Genomic DNA, 16,729 nt, shown 5'->3' with positions numbered 1-16,729 from the left:
CACTCACGCCTGCACTCACGCCGGCACTCACGCCGTGACCAGAGTCGCCTGACCTGCGTGTCACTGTTAATCTGAATGGCAGGCAAAAGGCCTGACCTACGGGCAGGCGCCGTCATCGTTGCCCACCTCTCACCTGCAAGAAGGATCTTCTCGATGAGTGATGCTCGCGCCCCGGCGGTTCGCTTTCGCGATCTGCACAAGGGCTTTTCGGGTCAGCGATTGTTCGAAGGCATCGACCTCGAACTGCCGCGTGATCGTATTACCGCGCTGGTCGGTGCCAGTGGCTGCGGGAAGTCCACCTTGCTGCAGCTGATCAACGGGCTGATACGCCCAGACAGCGGTGAGGTACAGGTCTTCGGCAAGGGGGTGGACTACGCCAATCTGCCTGCCATGCGCAGACGCATCGGCTACGCCGTCCAGCAGATCGGCCTGTTTCCGCACCTCAGCGTGCGCGACAACATCGCCATTCTGGCGGACCGCGAAGGTTGGACGGCGGACAGGGTCAAGGCGCGCATCACGCGGCTGTTCCAGATGATGGACCTGGATCTGGCGCTGTTGACGCGTTATCCGCATGAGATTTCCGGCGGGCAGGCGCAGCGGGTCGGCCTGTGTCGCGCGATGATGCTGGAGCCTCCGCTGCTGCTGCTCGATGAGGCCTTCTCTGCGGTGGACCCGATCACACGCATCGAGGTGCATGCCCAGTTCCAGCGCATGCAGCAGGAAGAGCCGCGCAGCGTGGTGATGGTGACCCATGACATGAATGAGGCACTGAGTCTGTCCGACCACATGGTGGTGATGGCACCCGGCGTGGTGCTGCAGGCTGCCAGTCCCGAGACGATCGCCAGGGCGCCAGCGGATGAGCGCGTGGCCCGACTGCTGGAGGCACGCGCATGAAGATGCTGATGACGACTCCCGTCCTGCAACGTTCGCGCCGCGGGCTGTCCGGCGCGCTGATGATCGCCGGCCTGGCGCTGGCGAGTCTGGGGGCCCTGGTGAGCAGCCCGCTTGCCAGCGCGGAAGAGGAAGCCGCGGCATGGCCCGAGGACAAGCCCATCGTGGTGGGCTCCAAGGCGGATCGCGAAGGCCATCTGCTCGGCGAGATCTTCGCCCAGGTACTCGAGGATGCCGGCTTCACGGTCGAGCGTCGCCTCGGGCTGGGGCAGACCATCATCACCTATCAGGGGCTGGCGGAGGGGGAGCTGGATGTCTATCCCGAGTACACCGGCACCCTGGCGCACGCCATCCTCAATCTGGACAGCGTGCCGCCGCTCGACAAGCTCGATGCTCTGAGTCGTGAACGGGGGCTCAGGGTGCTCAAGCCACTGGGCTTCAACAATACCTATGCCGTGAGCATGCGGCGTGAGCAGGCCGAGTCGCTGGGCATCAGGACGATCGGTGATCTGGCGGATCACCCGGAGCTCTCGATCGCGATGTCGCATGAGTTCATCAAGCGCTCGGATGGCTGGCCGGGGCTGGCGGATGCCTACGCGCTGCCGCAGGTGCCCCGTGGCATCGAACACGGCATCGCCTATCAGGCGCTGCGCGAGAGCAAAATCGACGCCACCGATGCCTACTCCACTGAGGGTGACATCCAGCGCTTCGACTTCGTGCTGCTCGATGACGACCAGGGCTATTTCCCCGAGTATCTGGCGGTGCCCTTCGTGAATGCCGCCTTGCCGGAGAAGGCTGTCGCGGCGCTGGATCAGCTGGCGGGCAGTCTCGATGAGGACAGCATGCAGGCGCTGAATGCCGAGGTCTCCACCGAGGAGCAGAGCTTCGCCCAGGTGGCCAGCCGCTTCATTCAGGAACAGGGCATCACCACCGAGCAACGCGAAGTCAGTGGCGCCAAGTGGGACAAGCTCGGTACCAATCTCATCGAGCATCTGCAGTTGACGCTGTCCGCGCTGCTGCTGGCGTGTCTGGTCGGTCTGCCGTTGTCACTGCTGGTCTACCGCAATCCGAAGGTCTCGCGGGTCGTGCTCTACGTCACCGGCCTGCTGCAGACCATCCCCTCCATCGCGCTGCTGGCGTTGATGATTCCGCTGTTCGGGATCGGGGTGGTGCCGGCGGTGATCGCGCTGTTCGTCTACTCCCTGCTGCCGATCATCCGCGCGGCCATCACCGCACTGCTGACGGTGGACCCGCTGCTGGTCAAGGTGGCGCGCGGGATGGGGCTGACGCGCCGTGAGCAGCTGCGTCACGTCATCCTGCCGCTGGCGACGCCCAATCTGCTGACGGGGATCAAGACCGCCGCCATCATCAACATCGGTACCGCGACCCTGGCGGCCTTCATCGGCGCGGGCGGGCTGGGCGAACCCATTGTCACGGGACTTTCGCTCAACGACTATGATCTGGTGCTGTACGGCGCGATTCCGGCGGCGCTGCTGGCCATCTGCGCGGAGCTGTTGTTCGAGTTGTTCGAGCGCATGGTGATTCCGGCGCATATGCGCGGGCTCAAGGCGCGTTGATCTGGACGGATGCCGGAAAAACCCAGACAGGCCCGTCGCGATTGTTGTACACGGTGTGCAGCAATCAAGGAAAGGCGTTGCGCAGGATTATCGTTGGCCACCGATGTGAGTAGAGTGAACGCCATAGTGAAGACTCGCTGACGGGAGTCTTGTGTAGCGAACCTTGAATTGGAGACGTCTCATGCGTATCAAGAATCTGTTCCCGATCGCGCTGGTCGCGGCCACCCTGGCACTCGGCGGTTGTGGTCTGTTCGATCATGGTCATGGCGGCCACGGCGGCGGTCATGGTGGCGGCCAGCAGCACGGCATGATCGACACCGGCTCTCAGGCCTCTCACCTGTCCTGAGTCTGCGTGAGGGCTGATGGCCCCGTGAAGAACCGCCCCCGACGCATGCGTCGGGGGCGGTTTTTTTTGTCTTCGCTAGAAGGCAAGAGGCGGCTGACCAAGAGCGCTTGCGAACGCGACGCGCCTGACAGAACGCAAAGCGCCAGAAGGGACGGGATGAGTCGGCAGGGCTGGAAGAACGGGAAGAGCTGGCAGGCCTAGAGTGCGCGAAGGGCCACGATGGCGGGCGGGCTGCCATCCTCTGGCCAGTCGACCCGTGCCTCGATGGCGTAGACCTCGCGCAGTCGCTCGACGCTCAGTACCTCGCGCGGCGGGCCGCTGGCCGCCAGACGCCCGCGATCCAGCAGCCAGAGCTGGGCGGCATGCCGCGCGGCCAGGCTCAGGTCATGCAGCGCGACGATCACGATGCGCTGACGGTCGCGGGCCTCGCGGCCAAGCCAGTCGAGCACCGCCAGCTGGAAGTGCAGGTCCAGGGCGCTGGTGGGTTCATCCAGCATCAGCAGCGCCGGCTCGCGTACCAGCGCCTGCGCGATGGCGACACGCTGGCGCTGTCCGCCGGAAAGCTGCCCGAGTCGTCGGGAGGCCAGCGGGGCCAGCTCCAGTGCGCTGACCAGCGCCTCGCAGTGGCGCAGATTGGCCTGCTCGTCCAGATGGCCGGCCAGGCGTCTCGCCAGCAGCAACGACTCGAAGACCTCAAGCATCGCGCCGCCTTCACTGAGCTGCGGCAGGTAGCCGATACGTGCCGCGCGCTGGCGTGGCGTGAGGGACGCCAGCGCCTGCCCGTCGAGACACAGCTGGCCGCTGGCCGGCAGCAGCCCGGCGATCGTCTGCAACAGGGTCGATTTTCCGGCACCGTTTGGGCCGAGCAGGGCGGTCAGCTCGCCACGGTGTGCGCGCAGCGTGCCCGGCATGTCCAGCACCGGATGCCCCCCGCGCAGGACGCTGAGATCCTGAAGCACGAGCCCCTGGTCATCGAGAGCGCCTTCGACGCGAGACTGCGCGAGGCGGGCTGGCGCGTCGGATTCGGCGGTGGGCGCGTCATGTCGCTGGTTCATCCGTCGTGTCCTCGGCGCTTGAGCGTCAGGCTGACGAAGAAGGGCAGACCGATCAACGCGGTGATCATGCCCAGTGGCAGCAGCACGCCGGGGATGAGCGAACGGCTGAGGATCGAGGTCAGCGACAGCAGCAGGGCGCCGATCAGCGCCGAGAGGGGCAGCAGGCGCTGTTGCTGTTCACCTACCAGCAGGCGGGCGATGTGGGGCGCGACCAGGCCGATGAAGCCGATGCTGCCGACGAACGAGACGGCGGTGGCGGTCAGAAGCGCCGTGCACATCAGGCCGCTCAGACGCAGGCGGCGCACGTCCACGCCCAGCGCACGGGCCTGGGCTTCCCCCAGGCTCAGGGCGGTCAGCTCGCTGCGTCGACGATGAAAGACCACCGCACACAGCGCGATCACCAGGCTCAACACGGCCAGGCGTGACCAGCTGCTGCGCTCGAGGCTGCCCATCGACCAGAAGATCAGCTGCTGCAATGCCTCGGGCGAGGCGACGAACTGCAGCACGCCCAGCAGGGCATTGAAGAAGAACATCAGCGCGATGCCCAGCAGTACCAGAGTCTGTACGCCGACGCCGGGCAGGCGCTGTGCGCTCCACAGCACCAGCGAGGCCCCCAGCGCGAAGAGGAAGGCATTCAGCGTGACCCCAAGCCCCGCGCCTGCGAGGCTCTGCCATGAGGGCAGCACCAGCTGCACGAGGTCGAGATGCAGGATCAGGCCAAGCCCGGCACCGACGCTGGCCGCCGCCGAGACTCCCAGCGTGAAGGGGTCGGCCAGCGGGTTGTGCAGCAGGGTCTGCATCTGGGCACCGGCCATGGCCAGGGAGGCGCCGACGGTCACCGCCATCAGCGCGATGGGCAGGCGCAGTTGCCAGAGGATGGCGTGGGCGAGCGGATCGTTCGCTTCGCTCTGCCACAGTGCGGGCAGCAGACGTGCCAGGGGCAGCTCGCCACTGCCCTGGCTGATATCCAGCAGGCAGGCGGCCAGGACCGCGAGGCCACTGGTCCAGAGCCACAGGGCACCATGGCGCTTTCGACGGCGCCAGTCGGCGATGGGTGAGGTGACGGGAGAAGTCAGGGAGTCGGGCACGGTGAGGTCCGGCGGTGGCGTGTCAGTGTGAAGCACGGGCGGCAGCCTGAAGCGCTTGCGTGTCACAAGCCTAGCGACTTGGCGTGGGAAGGAGAAGCCACGAAAAAGACCTCCCCGAAGGGAGGTCTGGAAGAGGACGACGTCCCGGGAAGGGATCTGTCTGCCGTGACAGTGCGTCGGAGACGTGGAGGGCCGGATCAGCCGTTCATGGCTTGGGGCAGATAGAGCACGATTTCCGGGAAGACGTGCATCAGCACGATGGAGAAGATCATCAGCAGGAAGAACGGCAGCGTCGCCTTGGTGATGGTGATGATGTCCTTGCCGGTCAGGCTCTGGATCACGAACAGGTTGAAACCCACCGGCGGGGTGATCTGCGACATCTCGACCACGATGATCAGGTAGATACCGAACCAGATCAGGTCGAAACCGGCGGCTTCGATGACCGGCATGATGATGGAGGTCACCAGCAGGATCAGCGAGATGCCATCCAGGAAGCAGCCCAGGATCAGCAGGAACAGCGTCAGCACCACCAGCAGCATGGTCGGCGACAGCCCCAGGGTGGCGATGCCTTCGGCCAGCTGCATCGGAATCTGGGTGAAGCTCATCGCGGAGGACAGGAAGGAGGCACCGGCGATGATGAAGGCGATCATGCATGAGGTGCGCAGCGCCGCGAACAGCGATTCCTTGAAGGTGGCGGCGCTCATGTGGCCATTGAGTCGCGCGATGATCAGCGACAGCACCACGCCGACCGCCGCCGCTTCCGTCGGTGACGCCAGGCCACCGTAGATGCTGCCGAGGATGCCGCCGATGAGTGCCAGCAGCGGAATCAACTGGGCGCTGTTGCGCAGCTTGGCCATGAAACTCATGTGCGGCTCATCATGGCCGGCGCGACCCTGCGGCTCGCCGACGACCTTCGACCAGATCGCCAGATAGCCCATGAACAGGGCCAGCAGCAGCATGCCCGGCAGGACACCGGCGATGAACAGGCGCGAGATGGACTGCTCGGTGACCACGCCGTAGACGATCATCATGATCGACGGCGGAATCAGCAGACCGAGGGTCGAGGCGCTGGCGAGGGTACCGATGGCCAGGTTGCTGTCGTAGCCGCGTCGCTCAAGCTCCGGCAGGGTCATCTTGCCGACGGTGGCACAGGTGGCGGCGGAGGAGCCGCACACGGCGGCGAACAGACCGCTACCGATGATGTTGGAGTGCAGCAGGCGGCCCGGCAGGCGATTGAGCCACGGTGCCAGCGCGCGGAACATGTTGTCGGCGAGTCCGGAGCGGAACAGGATCTCGCCCATCCACACGAACATCGGCAGGGCGGTCAGGTCCCAGCCGTAGCTGGCACCCCAGAAGTCCGAGGCCAGGATCGGGCCGGTCTCGAAGCTGGAGAAGAAGGTCAGCACGATCCAGCCGGTGCCGATCAGCGAGAAGGCGACCCACACGCCGCCGCCGAGCAGCAAGGCGAGGGCCAGCAGAGTGACGAGGATGAGTGTCAGCATGTCATTCGGCTCCGTCTTCGGGCTCGGGCGCCACGTAGCGTGAAGGCGCGGTGAAGGCGGTGCGCAGCGTGGCGATCAGTGTCTCGAGAATCGCCAGGCACAGAAGGCCGGTACCGGCGACCAGCACGCTCTGCGGAATCCACAGCGGCAGGGCCAGCAGGCCGGAGGAAATGTCGTGGTACTCGAGGCTCTCGCCGACCAGCAGCACCAGTTCATGGGTGATCAATACGCTCAGGCTCAGTGCGATCAGCAGCGCCAGGCTCTCGACCCACACGCGCACGGCGGGCGGCAGGCGATTGATGACCAGCGTCACGCGGATGTGCGCGTGGTGCGTGAAGGTATAGGCGAGGCTCAGGAAGGTGGCGCCGACCAGCAGGAAGGCGGCCATTTCCGAAACGCCGGAGATCTCGAAACCGAGACGTTCGGCACCGAACATCACCAGGATGGCGTCGATCAGGCGCAGGAAGACCTGCAGGCTGACCAGGGTGCAGATCAGCAGCATGCAAGCTGCCGCACCCCACGCGCCGAGGCGATAGAGTCTGTCGAGGAAGTAGGTCATGACATGCACTCACAGGGAAGGTGAGGGTGGCCACGCGATGCCGTGTCGGGGAGACCCCTGTCGCGTCTGCCAGCGGGCAGAGGCTGACAGGGGAGCGACGTGATCATCGCGTGGCGGGGTGACGATACCGGCCAGGTGCCGAGCGTTCAGCTGATGGGACGAACGCCCGGCGCTGGCAGGCGGGGCTCAGGCATCGAGATCGGCGCGATAACGCTCGAGCAGCTGCTGGCCTTCATCGCCGGCGCGTGATTTCCAGTCCTGGAACAGCTTGTCACCCGCGGCCTTGAGGTCTTCGGACAGCTTCTCGTCCGGCTCGCTGATGGTGAAGCCATTCTCGGTCAGCACCTTGGCGCTCTCGTCGGCATCGGCCTTGCTGGCTTCCCAGCCGCGGGTCTCGGCGGCCTTGGCGGCGTCCAGCACGGCCTGCTGGGTGCTCTCATCGAGGCGATCGAAGGCACGCTTGTTGACGAAGACGATGTTCTTCGGCAGCCACAGCTTGGCGTCGTTGTAGTGCTTGACGTAATCCCAGGCCGACATGGACTTGCCGGTGGAGCTGGAGGTGATCATCGCGTCGACACGGCCGGTGCTGAAGGCGGTGGGGATGTCGGCTTCTTCGGTCTCGGTGGGCTTGCCGCCGACGTTCTCGACGAAGCGCTGGGTGTTGATGTTGGGCGCGCGGATGCGCAGGCCCTTGAGCTGGGAGACGTCGGTCAGGTCGAAGTCGGTGTAGATGCCCTGGGCCGGCCAGGCGACCGCGTACAGCGGCATCAGGCCTTCCTTGGCGAACAGTGCGGTGATGTCCGGCTTGGAGGCCTGCCACAGAGCGAAGGCTTCCTCGTAGCTGGAGGCGACGCCCGGCAGGGTGTCCAGCTCGTAGACCGGCGATTCGTTGGACAGGATCGACAGGAAGATCTCGCCGGCCTGGACGGTGCCGCGACGCACGGACGGCTTGATCTCGCCGTGGGAGATCAGCGAACCGCCGCTGTGCACGGTGATGCTCAGCTCGCCATCGGTGGCCGCGGTGACCTCCTCGGCGAACTGCTTGGTGTTCTTGGTGTGGAAGCTGGCATCGCCATACGGAGTGGCGAGGTTCCACTGTGCCGCGAGGGCCGAGCCACTGAAGGCCAGGGCACCGGCGGCTGCCAGTCCGATGAGGGTACTGGAGGTGGCAGATTTGCGGGTGAGGGAGTCGCTGGGCTTACGCATGTCTAGTTCCTCATTATTATTGAATGTTGTCGGCAGACGATTTCATTCTTCAAGTGACAGGCCATCCCGTCCAATCGTTAATTCTGATTCACAGTATCGATGAAATCTTTCATCGTGTCGTCGCATGAAAGCCTTTGGCGATATTGTTAGACCTTGGTCTGACGCTGATCTGATGCAGGGCGGGGCGCGATCAACCCTGACTCAGCGCATGGCAGGCGGCCTGATCAGGGATCGGCATGCGCGTGTTGCTGCGAGTAGGTCTCGGCACACTGGCGACCCAGGCGCGCGACACTGGCGCAGAAGTCGGGGTAATTGGCATTGCGCCAGATGGCCTCATAGACCATCGGCGGCAGCGGGGTCTCGAGTGGCAGGCGCACCAGTTCGCCGTGATTGATCACGTCCTCGACGGTGGCGACCGGCAGGACACCGATGCCCAGTCCTTCGCTGCTCATGCGCAGAATGGTCATCAGGGTGCTGGTGCAGTGCACCTTGGGCTGGGTGATGCCCTGTTCGGCGAGGTAGCTGACAAGCTCCGTATAGGGACGGGCCTGCTTGCTGAAGGAGATGAAGGGGGTTCTGGCGAAGCATTCGCCGTCCTGGGCCAGCTGCTCGGCGAGGGTCGGCGAGGCGAACATGCCCATCTCGAAGGTGCACAGCGGTGTCTGGGTCGCGTAGGGGCCCATGGCGGCGCTGTCCATCGCGAACAGCATGTCGAGGTCATTGTCGGCCAGGCGCTGATGCAGAAAGGGCGAGATGTCGACGGTCATTTCCAGCGTCAGCTTGGGGTAGCGCTCGGCCAGCTGGCGCATGAAGGCCGGGAACCAGCTGTTGGCGATGGTCTCGATGACGCCCAGACGCAGCGTGCCGGAAAAGGCGCCTTCCTCCTGAAACAGGCGCATGGCTTCCTCGCGCCCGCTCAACAGGCGTTCGGCATGCGCGAAGAATTCCCGACCGCGCAGGGTGGGCTGGATGGGGCGGGTGGCACGCTCGAGCAGCGATTCGCCGACGGCGGCCTCAAGACGGTTGATGCGGTCCGAGATGGAGGGCTGGGTGAGGTGCAGCTTGGTCGCGCCCTTGCGGAACGAGCCGAGCCGCACGACCCAGACAAAGGCCTCGAGTTCCTTGAAATCGAACATGACAGATGCCCCGTGATGAATCGTTGAGACCGACCATCTTGCCGCATGCCGTGCAGGGCGTCAGCTTTCATCACCGGGCATGCCCCGCACGAGACGGGGCGCGGGACCTTCACTTGCGAAACAGCTGGCTCTCGCGGTCCTTGAAGGCCTTGAACTCCAGCGCGTTGCCGGTGGGGTCGAGGAAGAACATCGTGGCCTGTTCACCGGGCTCGCCCTTGAAGCGCACATGAGGTGCGATCTCGAATGTCACGCCTTCGGCAGTGAGACGATCCGCCAGTGCCTGCCAGGCCTCCATCTCGAGTACCACCCCGAAGTGCGGCACCGGGACGCCATGCCCATCGACCGGATTGCGGTGCTGGGCGAGCGGGTTGTCAGGGTCGGCCAGTGCCGGGTTCAGGTGGCAGACGAACTGGTGGCCGTAGAGGTCGAAATCGACCCAGCTGTCCGAGGAGCGTCCCTCCGGACAGCCGAGGAATTCGCCATAGAAGCGCCGGGCTTCGGCGATGTCACGCACTTGAATCGCGAGGTGGAACGGATCACTGACGGCCATGTGGAAAATTCCTGTTGTTGTGGGTGGTTCCGCCAGACAGGACGCGTCGGTCGCCTGAGTCAGGCCGGCATTCGGAGAGATGACGGCCCTTTCGTGGCTGTCCGGGGTGCCCCAGACAGAAGCATGTGGCGGTCTGACAGGCAAGCGGATGATTGACTGGGCTTTCATACCTTCTGGTAATGAAAGATTTCATCGATATAACGAATCACAAAATACGATTGGATACCGAGGCATGGCCTTACTTAGAGTGGAGGGATAACAACACACAAGATCATCCTGCGAGGTGTCTCAATGTCCCGTTCCGCTCCCTCCCTCCCTCTGCTCAATTGCGACATGGGCGAAAGCTTCGGCAACTGGAAGATCGGCCTCGATGACGAGGTCATGCCCTACGTCGATTGCGCCAACATCGCCTGTGGCTTCCACGCCTCTGACCCCACCATCATGCGCCGCACCGTGCGGCTGGCGGTTAAGCACGACGTGCGCATCGGCGCGCATCCCGCCTATCCGGATCTGCAGGGCTTCGGGCGCCGCTCCATGGCCTGCTCGCCTGCGGAAGTCGAGGACATGCTGCTCTATCAGATCGGCGCGCTCGACGGTATCTGTCGCGCCGAAGGCACTCGCGTCCAGTACGTGAAGCCGCATGGTGCGCTCTACAACGACATGGCCGCTGACCCGACGCTACTGCGCGCCGTCATGCAGGCCGTGGTGCGCTATGACGCCAGCCTGCCGCTGATGGTGATGGCGACCGCCAATCCGGCACCGATGCAGGCACTGGCCGACGAGATGGGCATCACGCTGTGGTTCGAGGCCTTCGCCGACCGTGCCTACGACTCGCGCGGTCACCTGGTCTCGCGTCGTGAGCCCGGCGCCGTGCATCACGACAGCGAGGTGATCATCGCCCAGTCGGTGACGCTGGCGCGCGGTGAAGCCCTCACCGACAGCAGCGGCGGTGATCTGGTGCTCAGTGCCGACACCCTGTGCGTGCACGGTGACAACGCCGAGTCCGTGGCCGCGGTGCGTGCCATCCGTGACGCCTTCGATGCGCTGGCGGGTGCCTGATGGTTGGGGGGAATAGCCACGAACGTGGCTCGTCACCGCAACTGCGCCTCGAGACCGTCGGCATGGACAGCCTGATCATCCGGCTGTTCGACCGCATCGAGGAATCCAACATGGCCTGGATTCTGGCCGCTGACGGGGCCTTGCGTGAGGCCTTCGGCACGGCGCTGGTGGATCTGGTGCCGTCCTATACCACCTTGCTGCTGCACTATGACGTGGCGGCACTGGAAGAAGGCGAGGTGCGTGCCCGTATCCAGGCGGCCCTCGAGAACCTCGCTCCGCAGAGCGGTCAGCAGGGCCAGCTGCACGAGGTGCCCGTCTGGTACGACGACAGTGTCGGTCCGGAGCTTGCGACGATCGCCGCGCGTCTCGGCATCAGTGTCGAGGCGTTGATCGCGCGGCATGGCGCGCATGATTACTGCGTGTTCGCGCTTGGCTTCGCCCCCGGTTTCGCCTTCATGGGCGTGCTGGAGGAGGCATTGACCACACCGCGCCTCAAGACGCCGCGCCAGAAGATCGCCCCCGGCAGCGTCGGTATCGCCGACCGTCAGGCCGCGATCTACCCGTCCCGCTCTCCCGGTGGCTGGAACATCCTGGGCCGCACGCCCATCACGCTGTTCGGCCGCAACGAGGCCGGTGAGCCGTCCAGTCGCTTCATGCCCGGTGATCGCGTGCGTTTCGTTTCCGTGAGCCGAGAGGAATTCGTTCGCCTGGGCGGCGATGTCACCCCGCTGGAGGAGCGCGCATGAGTGCCGACAACGACAAGCGCGTGAGACTCGACGTCGAGCGCAGCGGTGCCCTGGCACTGGTACAGGATGCGGGACGCCTGGGTGTCCGCCATCTGGGCGTGACCCAGGGCGGCGCGGCGGACTGGGTGTCATTGGGCTGGGCCAACTGGCTGCTGGGAAATGCCCCGGATGCGCCGGGACTCGAGATCACCATGGGCGGCGGCCTGACCCTCAAGGTCGGGCAGGCGGGCACGCTGGCGCTGTGTGGCGCTGATCTGGCGGCGACACTGGATGGTGAGGCGTTGCTGCCCGGGCAGGCCTTCGCCGTGACGGCGGGGCAGGTGCTCAAGTTCGAGCGTCCGGTCGCCGGGCTGCGCGCCTATCTGGCCTTCCCGGGGGGGCTGGATGTCGCCCCGGTGCTGGGCAGTGCGGCCTGTACCGTGCGTGATGGTCTGGGCGGGCTGGATGGCGAAGGCCATGCACTGGCCAGCGGCGATGTGCTCACGGCGGCCGGCAATGAGCTGTCGCTGCGCGAATTGCCGGCGTCGGCACAGGCATGGCAGCAGTCGCTGACCCCCGAGGAGGGCGAGGCGCTCGAACTGGCGCTGGTGGTAGGCGCCCAGATTGCCGAATTCAGCGGCGACAGCCTCTTTCGCGCCTTCAACCGCGACTGGGCAGTGGACGGGCGTGCCGATCGCATGGGCGTGCGTCTGACCGGCCCGCGTCTGGAGCGTGACGGTGCCGGGATGGTCTCCGAAGGCATTCCGCTGGGCGCGGTACAGGTGCCCGCCGATGGCCAGCCGATCATCCTGCTCAATGATCGCCAGACCATCGGCGGCTATCCGCGCCTTGGCGCACTGACGCCGCTGGCCTGCGCGCAGCTCGCCCAATGCGTGCCGGGCACCAGGGTGCGGCTGGCGGCCGTGACGCCGGGCCAGGCGCGCCAGGATCACCTCGCGGCACTGGCCGCCTGGCAGGCGTGAGGGCTCGCTGATCCAGTGCGCCATGCCGTGCCGATGAGCTGACGGACGGCGTGTCGGATCAATGGCTCGCACCGGCAGGAATCGAGCTGACAGCACGAGCAGACAAAGCGAGCAGACAAAAAAAGGGCCTCCAGATGGAGGCCCTTTCGGTTTTCCCGTGAGGGAATCTTTGATGCAGTCGGCGCGGATTGATCAGATCAGCGCCTTGATGAACAGATTCCCGGAGAAACGGTGCGCGAGCATCGGGAAACTGTGCACTGGCACATGGAAATGAAAGACATGCTCCAGTGCGGTCATCATGGTGAGGAAGACCCTCTTGCATGACGACGGATAACGAACGGCTTATCCCCCGAACGGGACTGTACTGGCAAGAATAACGGTTGATGACAGTGGATGCCAGTCATTTACGAGCGGTGTTTTCTAATTTTTTTCACGCCGGTATCGGACTGGTCTCGCGCGGGAAACCTCCAGGCTCATCACCGTCATGGATGGCGGCGCTTGCGCAGTCGCCACAGGTGCACTTCCAGCCAGCCGGCCTCCAGCGCCTCGGCCAGATTGTGCTGCATCGTCGGGAAATGCGGCCCGAAGATCAGCTCCGGTGTCAGCGCCTGGCTGGCACGCTGGACGGGCGAGAGTGGGGGCTGGCCGGGGGCGCCGGGGGAGGGTGTGCGCAGACGCCGCGCCTGCCAGGCGAGCACTTGAGGCGTCAGTTCGGCGTGCGCCTCGACCTCGAAACCACTGTTGGCCATCGCCTCGTGCAGTTCCTCGCAGCTGGCCAGGTGATCGGCGCGGGGTGTCAGTGCCCAGGGCACCGGCAGCTGCGGACGCTCATGGAAGGCTTGTGCCTGGACGCTGAGCACCGGCTCATGCAGCACCAGATAGCCGTCATCGTTGAGGCAGTCATGCCACTGACGCAACACGTCGGTCTTGTCGCTCAGATGGACCAGCAGGTGCTGGCTCAGGATGCGGTCGACATGTCGCCCCGTCAGGGCGGGATGCAGCTCGGGATAGCAGGCGTCGCCCTCCAGCACTCGGATACGTTCGCGCAGGCCGGTGGCACGGTTGAGCGCGATGGCCAGCTGGCAGAGGCTCTCCGAGAGATCCAGCGTGGTGACGTGATGCCCGACGCTGGCATGTTGACTGACCAGCATGCGTGCCAGTCCGCCGAGCCCGGCACCGGGCTCGAGAATCGCGAGTGGCATGCCCTCGGGGGTCTCGAGAGCCGCCATCGCCAGCAACTCGCGGCTGCCGGCCGCGCCTCCCAGATGCAGCTGATCCAGCCCTGCCAGCGCCGTGGGCGGCAGGACGGGCTCAGGATGCGCCTTGATCAATGCCTCGAGTGCCTCCTCCAGTGCCGCGTGATGCCGAGGGGGCGCGTAGTGCGCCACCTGGGCACAGGCCGTGCTCAGGTGGCGAGCGGAGGAGGCGTCATCGCCTCTCGGCGTGTCGTGACTCATGCGCGTGTTCTCCGTGGCCCTCCGAGGTGTCCGCTCATGCCTTGAGACCCAGCTCCGCCGTGGCGGTTTCGCGCATCTTGAATTTCTGGATCTTGCCGGTGACGGTCATCGGGAATTCCTCGACGAACTTGATATGGCGCGGCACCTTGAAGTGGGCGATTCTGCCCTGGCAGAACGCCTTGAGGCATTCGGCATCCAGCTGCTCGCCTTCCTTGAGCTTGACCCAGGCCATCACTTCCTCGCCATAGCGCTCATCGGGCACGCCGATCACCTGCACGTCCGACACGGCAGGATGGGTGTAGAGGAAGTCCTCTATCTCGCGGGGATAGATGTTCTCGCCACCGCGGATGATCATGTCCTTGATGCGCCCGACGATGGTCACGTAACCGTCCTCATCGAGGGTGGCGAGATCACCGGTATGCATCCAGCGGCCACTGTCGATGGCCTTGGCGGTGGCGTCCGGGTTGTTCCAGTAGCCGAGCATCACGCTGTAACCGCGTGTGCACAGCTCGCCCTTCTCGCCGCGCGGGACCACCTGGCCTGTCTCGGGGTCGACGATCTTGATCTCCAGATGGGGATGCAGGGTGCCGACGGTGGAGACACGCTTGTCCAGCGGTGCCTCGCGGGTGGTCTGCAGACTCACCGGGCTGGTCTCGGTCATGCCATAGGCGATGGTGACCTCGCGCATGTGCATGCGCTCGATGACCTGGCGCATCACCTCGATGGGGCAGATGGAACCCGCCATGGTGCCGGTGCGCAGGCTGGAGAGATCAAACTCGTCAAAGCGCGGGTGCTCGAGTTCGGCGATGAACATCGTCGGTACGCCGAACATCGCGGTGGCGCCTTCCTCGCTGACCGCCTGCAGCGTGGCCAGCGGATCGAAACCCGCCTCGGGATAGATGATCGTCGCCCCGTGTGTCAGACAGCCCAGATTGCCCATCACCATGCCGAAGCAGTGATAGAGCGGCACCGGCATCACCAGCTTGTCGTGCTCCGTGAGATTCATGCGCTCGGCGACGAAGAAGCCGTTGTTGAGAATGTTGTGATGCGAGAGCGTGGCCCCCTTGGGGGCCCCGGTGGTGCCGGAGGTGTACTGGATGTTGATCGGGTCATCGAAGGTCAGGCTGGCCTGCAGCTCGTGGAGTGTCTCGAGACTGACTTCTCCGGCGCCGCCCAGCACATCCTGCCAGTGGAGCATGCCGGGCAGGGCGTCCTCGGCCTCGAAGCAGACCAGACGCCTGAGGTCCGGCAGCGCGCCATTGTGAATGCCATCACGGCCGCGGGCCTCCCTGGCCTCAGGGAACAGCTCCTCGAGGATCGCGACGTAGTCCGAGGCCTTGAAGCGTGCCTGGAAGATCAGCGTCGCCGCGCCGGACTGCTTGAGCGCATAGGCCAGCTCATGGCCGCGATAGCTCGGGTTGAGATTGACCAGCACCGCGCCGATCTTGGCGGTGGCGTATTGGATGAGCGTCCACTCGGCACGATTGGGCGCCCAGATGCCGACCCTGTCGCCGCGCTCGATTCCCATCGCCAGCAGGCCGCGCGCCACGCGCTCGACCTCTGCATGCAGCTCGGCCCAGGTGTAACGCAGCCCCTGATGACGGCTGATCAGAGCGTCGCGCTCGGGCCAGCGCGCGGTGATGCGATCGAGACAGTCACCGATGGTTTCCCCCATCAGGGGAGTGTCGGAGGGGGTGCTTAGATAGCTGAGAGACTGGCGTGTGGCAATGGTGTCCTGTGACATGGCGTTGTCCTGTGTCCCTGGTTGTTATTGGTGTGGCAAGGCGTATCAGGGGGAGCCGCCCGGCGGGCGGTCACGCCGCCAGGAGGCGGCGGCGTGAATGTCATGGTGCTTGTTGTCGTTATCGATCTTGCTGTCGTGATGCTCTCAAAGGTGTTGGAAGAGAGTGACGGGGGTCGCGCATCATCCGTGTGTCGTCAGGCGGGCCAGCGCTTCCCGCGCCCGCGTCTCGACATCGTCCAGCTCGCGCTGCATGGCGGTGAGGTCGCGCAGCTGGCGCTCTAGTCCTTCACGTTTCTCGGCCAGGATGTCGAGCAGCCTCGTGAGCTGCTTCTCGCCGCCGCCATCCGCGGCATCGTAGAGATCCACCACCTCGCGAATCTCGGCCAGCGAGAATCCCAGCCGCTTGCCGCGCAGCGTCAGCTTGAGGCGCACGCGGTCCTTGTCGTGATAGATGCGCGTCTGGCCGCGTCGCTGGGGATGCAGCAGGCCTTCCTGCTCATAGAAGCGGATGGTGCGTGTGGTCACGTCGAAATGACGTGCCAGCTCGCCGATGCTCCAGGTGCGTTGGGTCGGGCGAATGGCGTCGCTGGTGCTGGTGGCACTCAGCAGGCCTTCCATGCCGACGCCATCGTCCGGACTCTCGGAGGCTGTCGGGTTCTGGGTGTCAGGCGTTGAGGTAATCATCGTATCCGTCATGGGCACTGCCGCTCCGAATGCTGTGTGCGCCGAGGAGATGGCATGCCCCTCTGCGCAGTGGATGCCAGCGGCGTCTGGCAGTGAATTTTCTACAGACTAGCATTGTTTACGTTAACGTAAAGGGTAATAGTATTTGCAGCCAACCAAGCAGATGC

General features: G+C 65.0%; 16 protein-coding genes. 6 read left to right on the top strand and 10 right to left on the bottom strand.

The window, feature by feature from the left end; genetic code table 11:
- The first annotated feature begins 153 nt into the window (after window positions 1-153).
- The 3 genes from OW493_RS13100 to OW493_RS13090 all read left to right on the top strand — a co-directional run bounded on the left by OW493_RS13100 (window position 154) and on the right by OW493_RS13090 (window position 2,814).
- Window positions 154-894, top strand: coding sequence for an ATP-binding cassette domain-containing protein (locus tag OW493_RS13100; RefSeq protein WP_077374845.1), 741 nt, complete (start codon window positions 154-156; stop codon window positions 892-894).
- On the top strand, window positions 891-2,468 hold the full coding sequence (locus OW493_RS13095) for a glycine betaine ABC transporter substrate-binding protein (protein ID WP_289864370.1): 1,578 nt from the start codon (window positions 891-893) through the stop codon (window positions 2,466-2,468). The genes OW493_RS13100 and OW493_RS13095 overlap by 4 nt, the downstream gene beginning before the upstream one ends.
- A 181-nt stretch (window positions 2,469-2,649) precedes the next feature.
- On the top strand, window positions 2,650-2,814 hold the full coding sequence (locus OW493_RS13090; RefSeq protein ID WP_167592973.1) for a hypothetical protein: 165 nt from the start codon (window positions 2,650-2,652) through the stop codon (window positions 2,812-2,814).
- Between the two features lie 197 nt (window positions 2,815-3,011).
- Here the strand turns inward: OW493_RS13090 and OW493_RS13085 are convergent, their stop codons facing one another.
- The 7 genes from OW493_RS13085 to OW493_RS13055 all read right to left on the bottom strand — a co-directional run bounded on the left by OW493_RS13085 (window position 3,012) and on the right by OW493_RS13055 (window position 9,910).
- Window positions 3,012-3,869, bottom strand: coding sequence for an ABC transporter ATP-binding protein (locus tag OW493_RS13085; protein WP_289864369.1), 858 nt, complete (start codon window positions 3,867-3,869; stop codon window positions 3,012-3,014).
- A complete protein-coding gene (locus OW493_RS13080; protein WP_289864368.1) occupies window positions 3,866-4,993 on the bottom strand; it encodes an iron ABC transporter permease in 1,128 nt (375 codons plus the stop codon). The genes OW493_RS13085 and OW493_RS13080 overlap by 4 nt, the downstream gene beginning before the upstream one ends.
- Window positions 4,994-5,154: 161 nt before the next feature.
- Window positions 5,155-6,459, bottom strand: coding sequence for a TRAP transporter large permease subunit (locus OW493_RS13075; RefSeq protein WP_289864367.1), 1,305 nt, complete (start codon window positions 6,457-6,459; stop codon window positions 5,155-5,157).
- Window position 6,460: 1 nt separating this feature from the next.
- Window positions 6,461-7,018, bottom strand: a complete 558-nt coding sequence (locus OW493_RS13070) for a TRAP transporter small permease (RefSeq protein WP_077374836.1) — start codon at window positions 7,016-7,018, stop codon at window positions 6,461-6,463.
- Between the two features lie 186 nt (window positions 7,019-7,204).
- Entirely contained in the window at window positions 7,205-8,224 is a 1,020-nt protein-coding gene (locus tag OW493_RS13065; protein WP_176493437.1) for a TRAP transporter substrate-binding protein, read from the bottom strand.
- A 224-nt stretch (window positions 8,225-8,448) separates the two neighbouring features.
- Window positions 8,449-9,360, bottom strand: a complete 912-nt coding sequence (locus OW493_RS13060) for a LysR family transcriptional regulator (RefSeq protein ID WP_176503108.1) — start codon at window positions 9,358-9,360, stop codon at window positions 8,449-8,451.
- 109 nt (window positions 9,361-9,469) lie between these two features.
- Entirely contained in the window at window positions 9,470-9,910 is a 441-nt protein-coding gene (locus OW493_RS13055) for a VOC family protein (protein ID WP_077374827.1), read from the bottom strand.
- A 291-nt stretch (window positions 9,911-10,201) separates the two neighbouring features.
- Between OW493_RS13055 and OW493_RS13050 the strand changes: the two genes are divergently transcribed.
- The 3 genes from OW493_RS13050 to OW493_RS13040 are packed head-to-tail and all read left to right on the top strand — an operon-like array spanning window position 10,202 to window position 12,677.
- Window positions 10,202-10,969 carry a 5-oxoprolinase subunit PxpA gene (locus tag OW493_RS13050; RefSeq protein ID WP_084208091.1) on the top strand — a complete coding sequence of 256 codons (768 nt, stop codon included), beginning with the start codon at window positions 10,202-10,204 and terminating at the stop codon, window positions 10,967-10,969.
- Window positions 10,969-11,715, top strand: a complete 747-nt coding sequence (locus OW493_RS13045) for an allophanate hydrolase subunit 1 (protein WP_289864366.1) — start codon at window positions 10,969-10,971, stop codon at window positions 11,713-11,715. The genes OW493_RS13050 and OW493_RS13045 overlap by 1 nt, the downstream gene beginning before the upstream one ends.
- A complete protein-coding gene (locus tag OW493_RS13040) occupies window positions 11,712-12,677 on the top strand; it encodes a biotin-dependent carboxyltransferase family protein (protein WP_218015148.1) in 966 nt (321 codons plus the stop codon). The genes OW493_RS13045 and OW493_RS13040 overlap by 4 nt, the downstream gene beginning before the upstream one ends.
- Before the next feature lie 482 nt (window positions 12,678-13,159).
- Here the strand turns inward: OW493_RS13040 and OW493_RS13035 are convergent, their stop codons facing one another.
- The 3 genes from OW493_RS13035 to OW493_RS13025 form a co-directional block, all read right to left on the bottom strand.
- Complete coding sequence (locus OW493_RS13035) at window positions 13,160-14,134, bottom strand: class I SAM-dependent methyltransferase (protein WP_289864365.1); 975 nt, start codon at window positions 14,132-14,134, stop codon at window positions 13,160-13,162.
- 34 nt (window positions 14,135-14,168) lie between these two features.
- Window positions 14,169-15,878: an AMP-binding protein gene (locus OW493_RS13030; RefSeq protein WP_289864364.1), complete on the bottom strand. Its 1,710-nt coding sequence runs from the start codon at window positions 15,876-15,878 to the stop codon at window positions 14,169-14,171.
- Between the two features lie 180 nt (window positions 15,879-16,058).
- Window positions 16,059-16,496: a MerR family DNA-binding transcriptional regulator gene (locus OW493_RS13025; protein WP_077375619.1), complete on the bottom strand. Its 438-nt coding sequence runs from the start codon at window positions 16,494-16,496 to the stop codon at window positions 16,059-16,061.
- Window positions 16,497-16,729 lie beyond the last annotated feature (233 nt).

This window comes from Cobetia sp. 14N.309.X.WAT.E.A4, from assembly GCF_030397495.1.
GTDB classification, from domain to species: Bacteria; Pseudomonadota; Gammaproteobacteria; order Pseudomonadales; family Halomonadaceae; genus Cobetia; species Cobetia marina.
The sequence above is the reverse complement of the archived record's forward strand: the minus strand, read 5'-3'. Positions and strand labels throughout refer to the sequence as shown.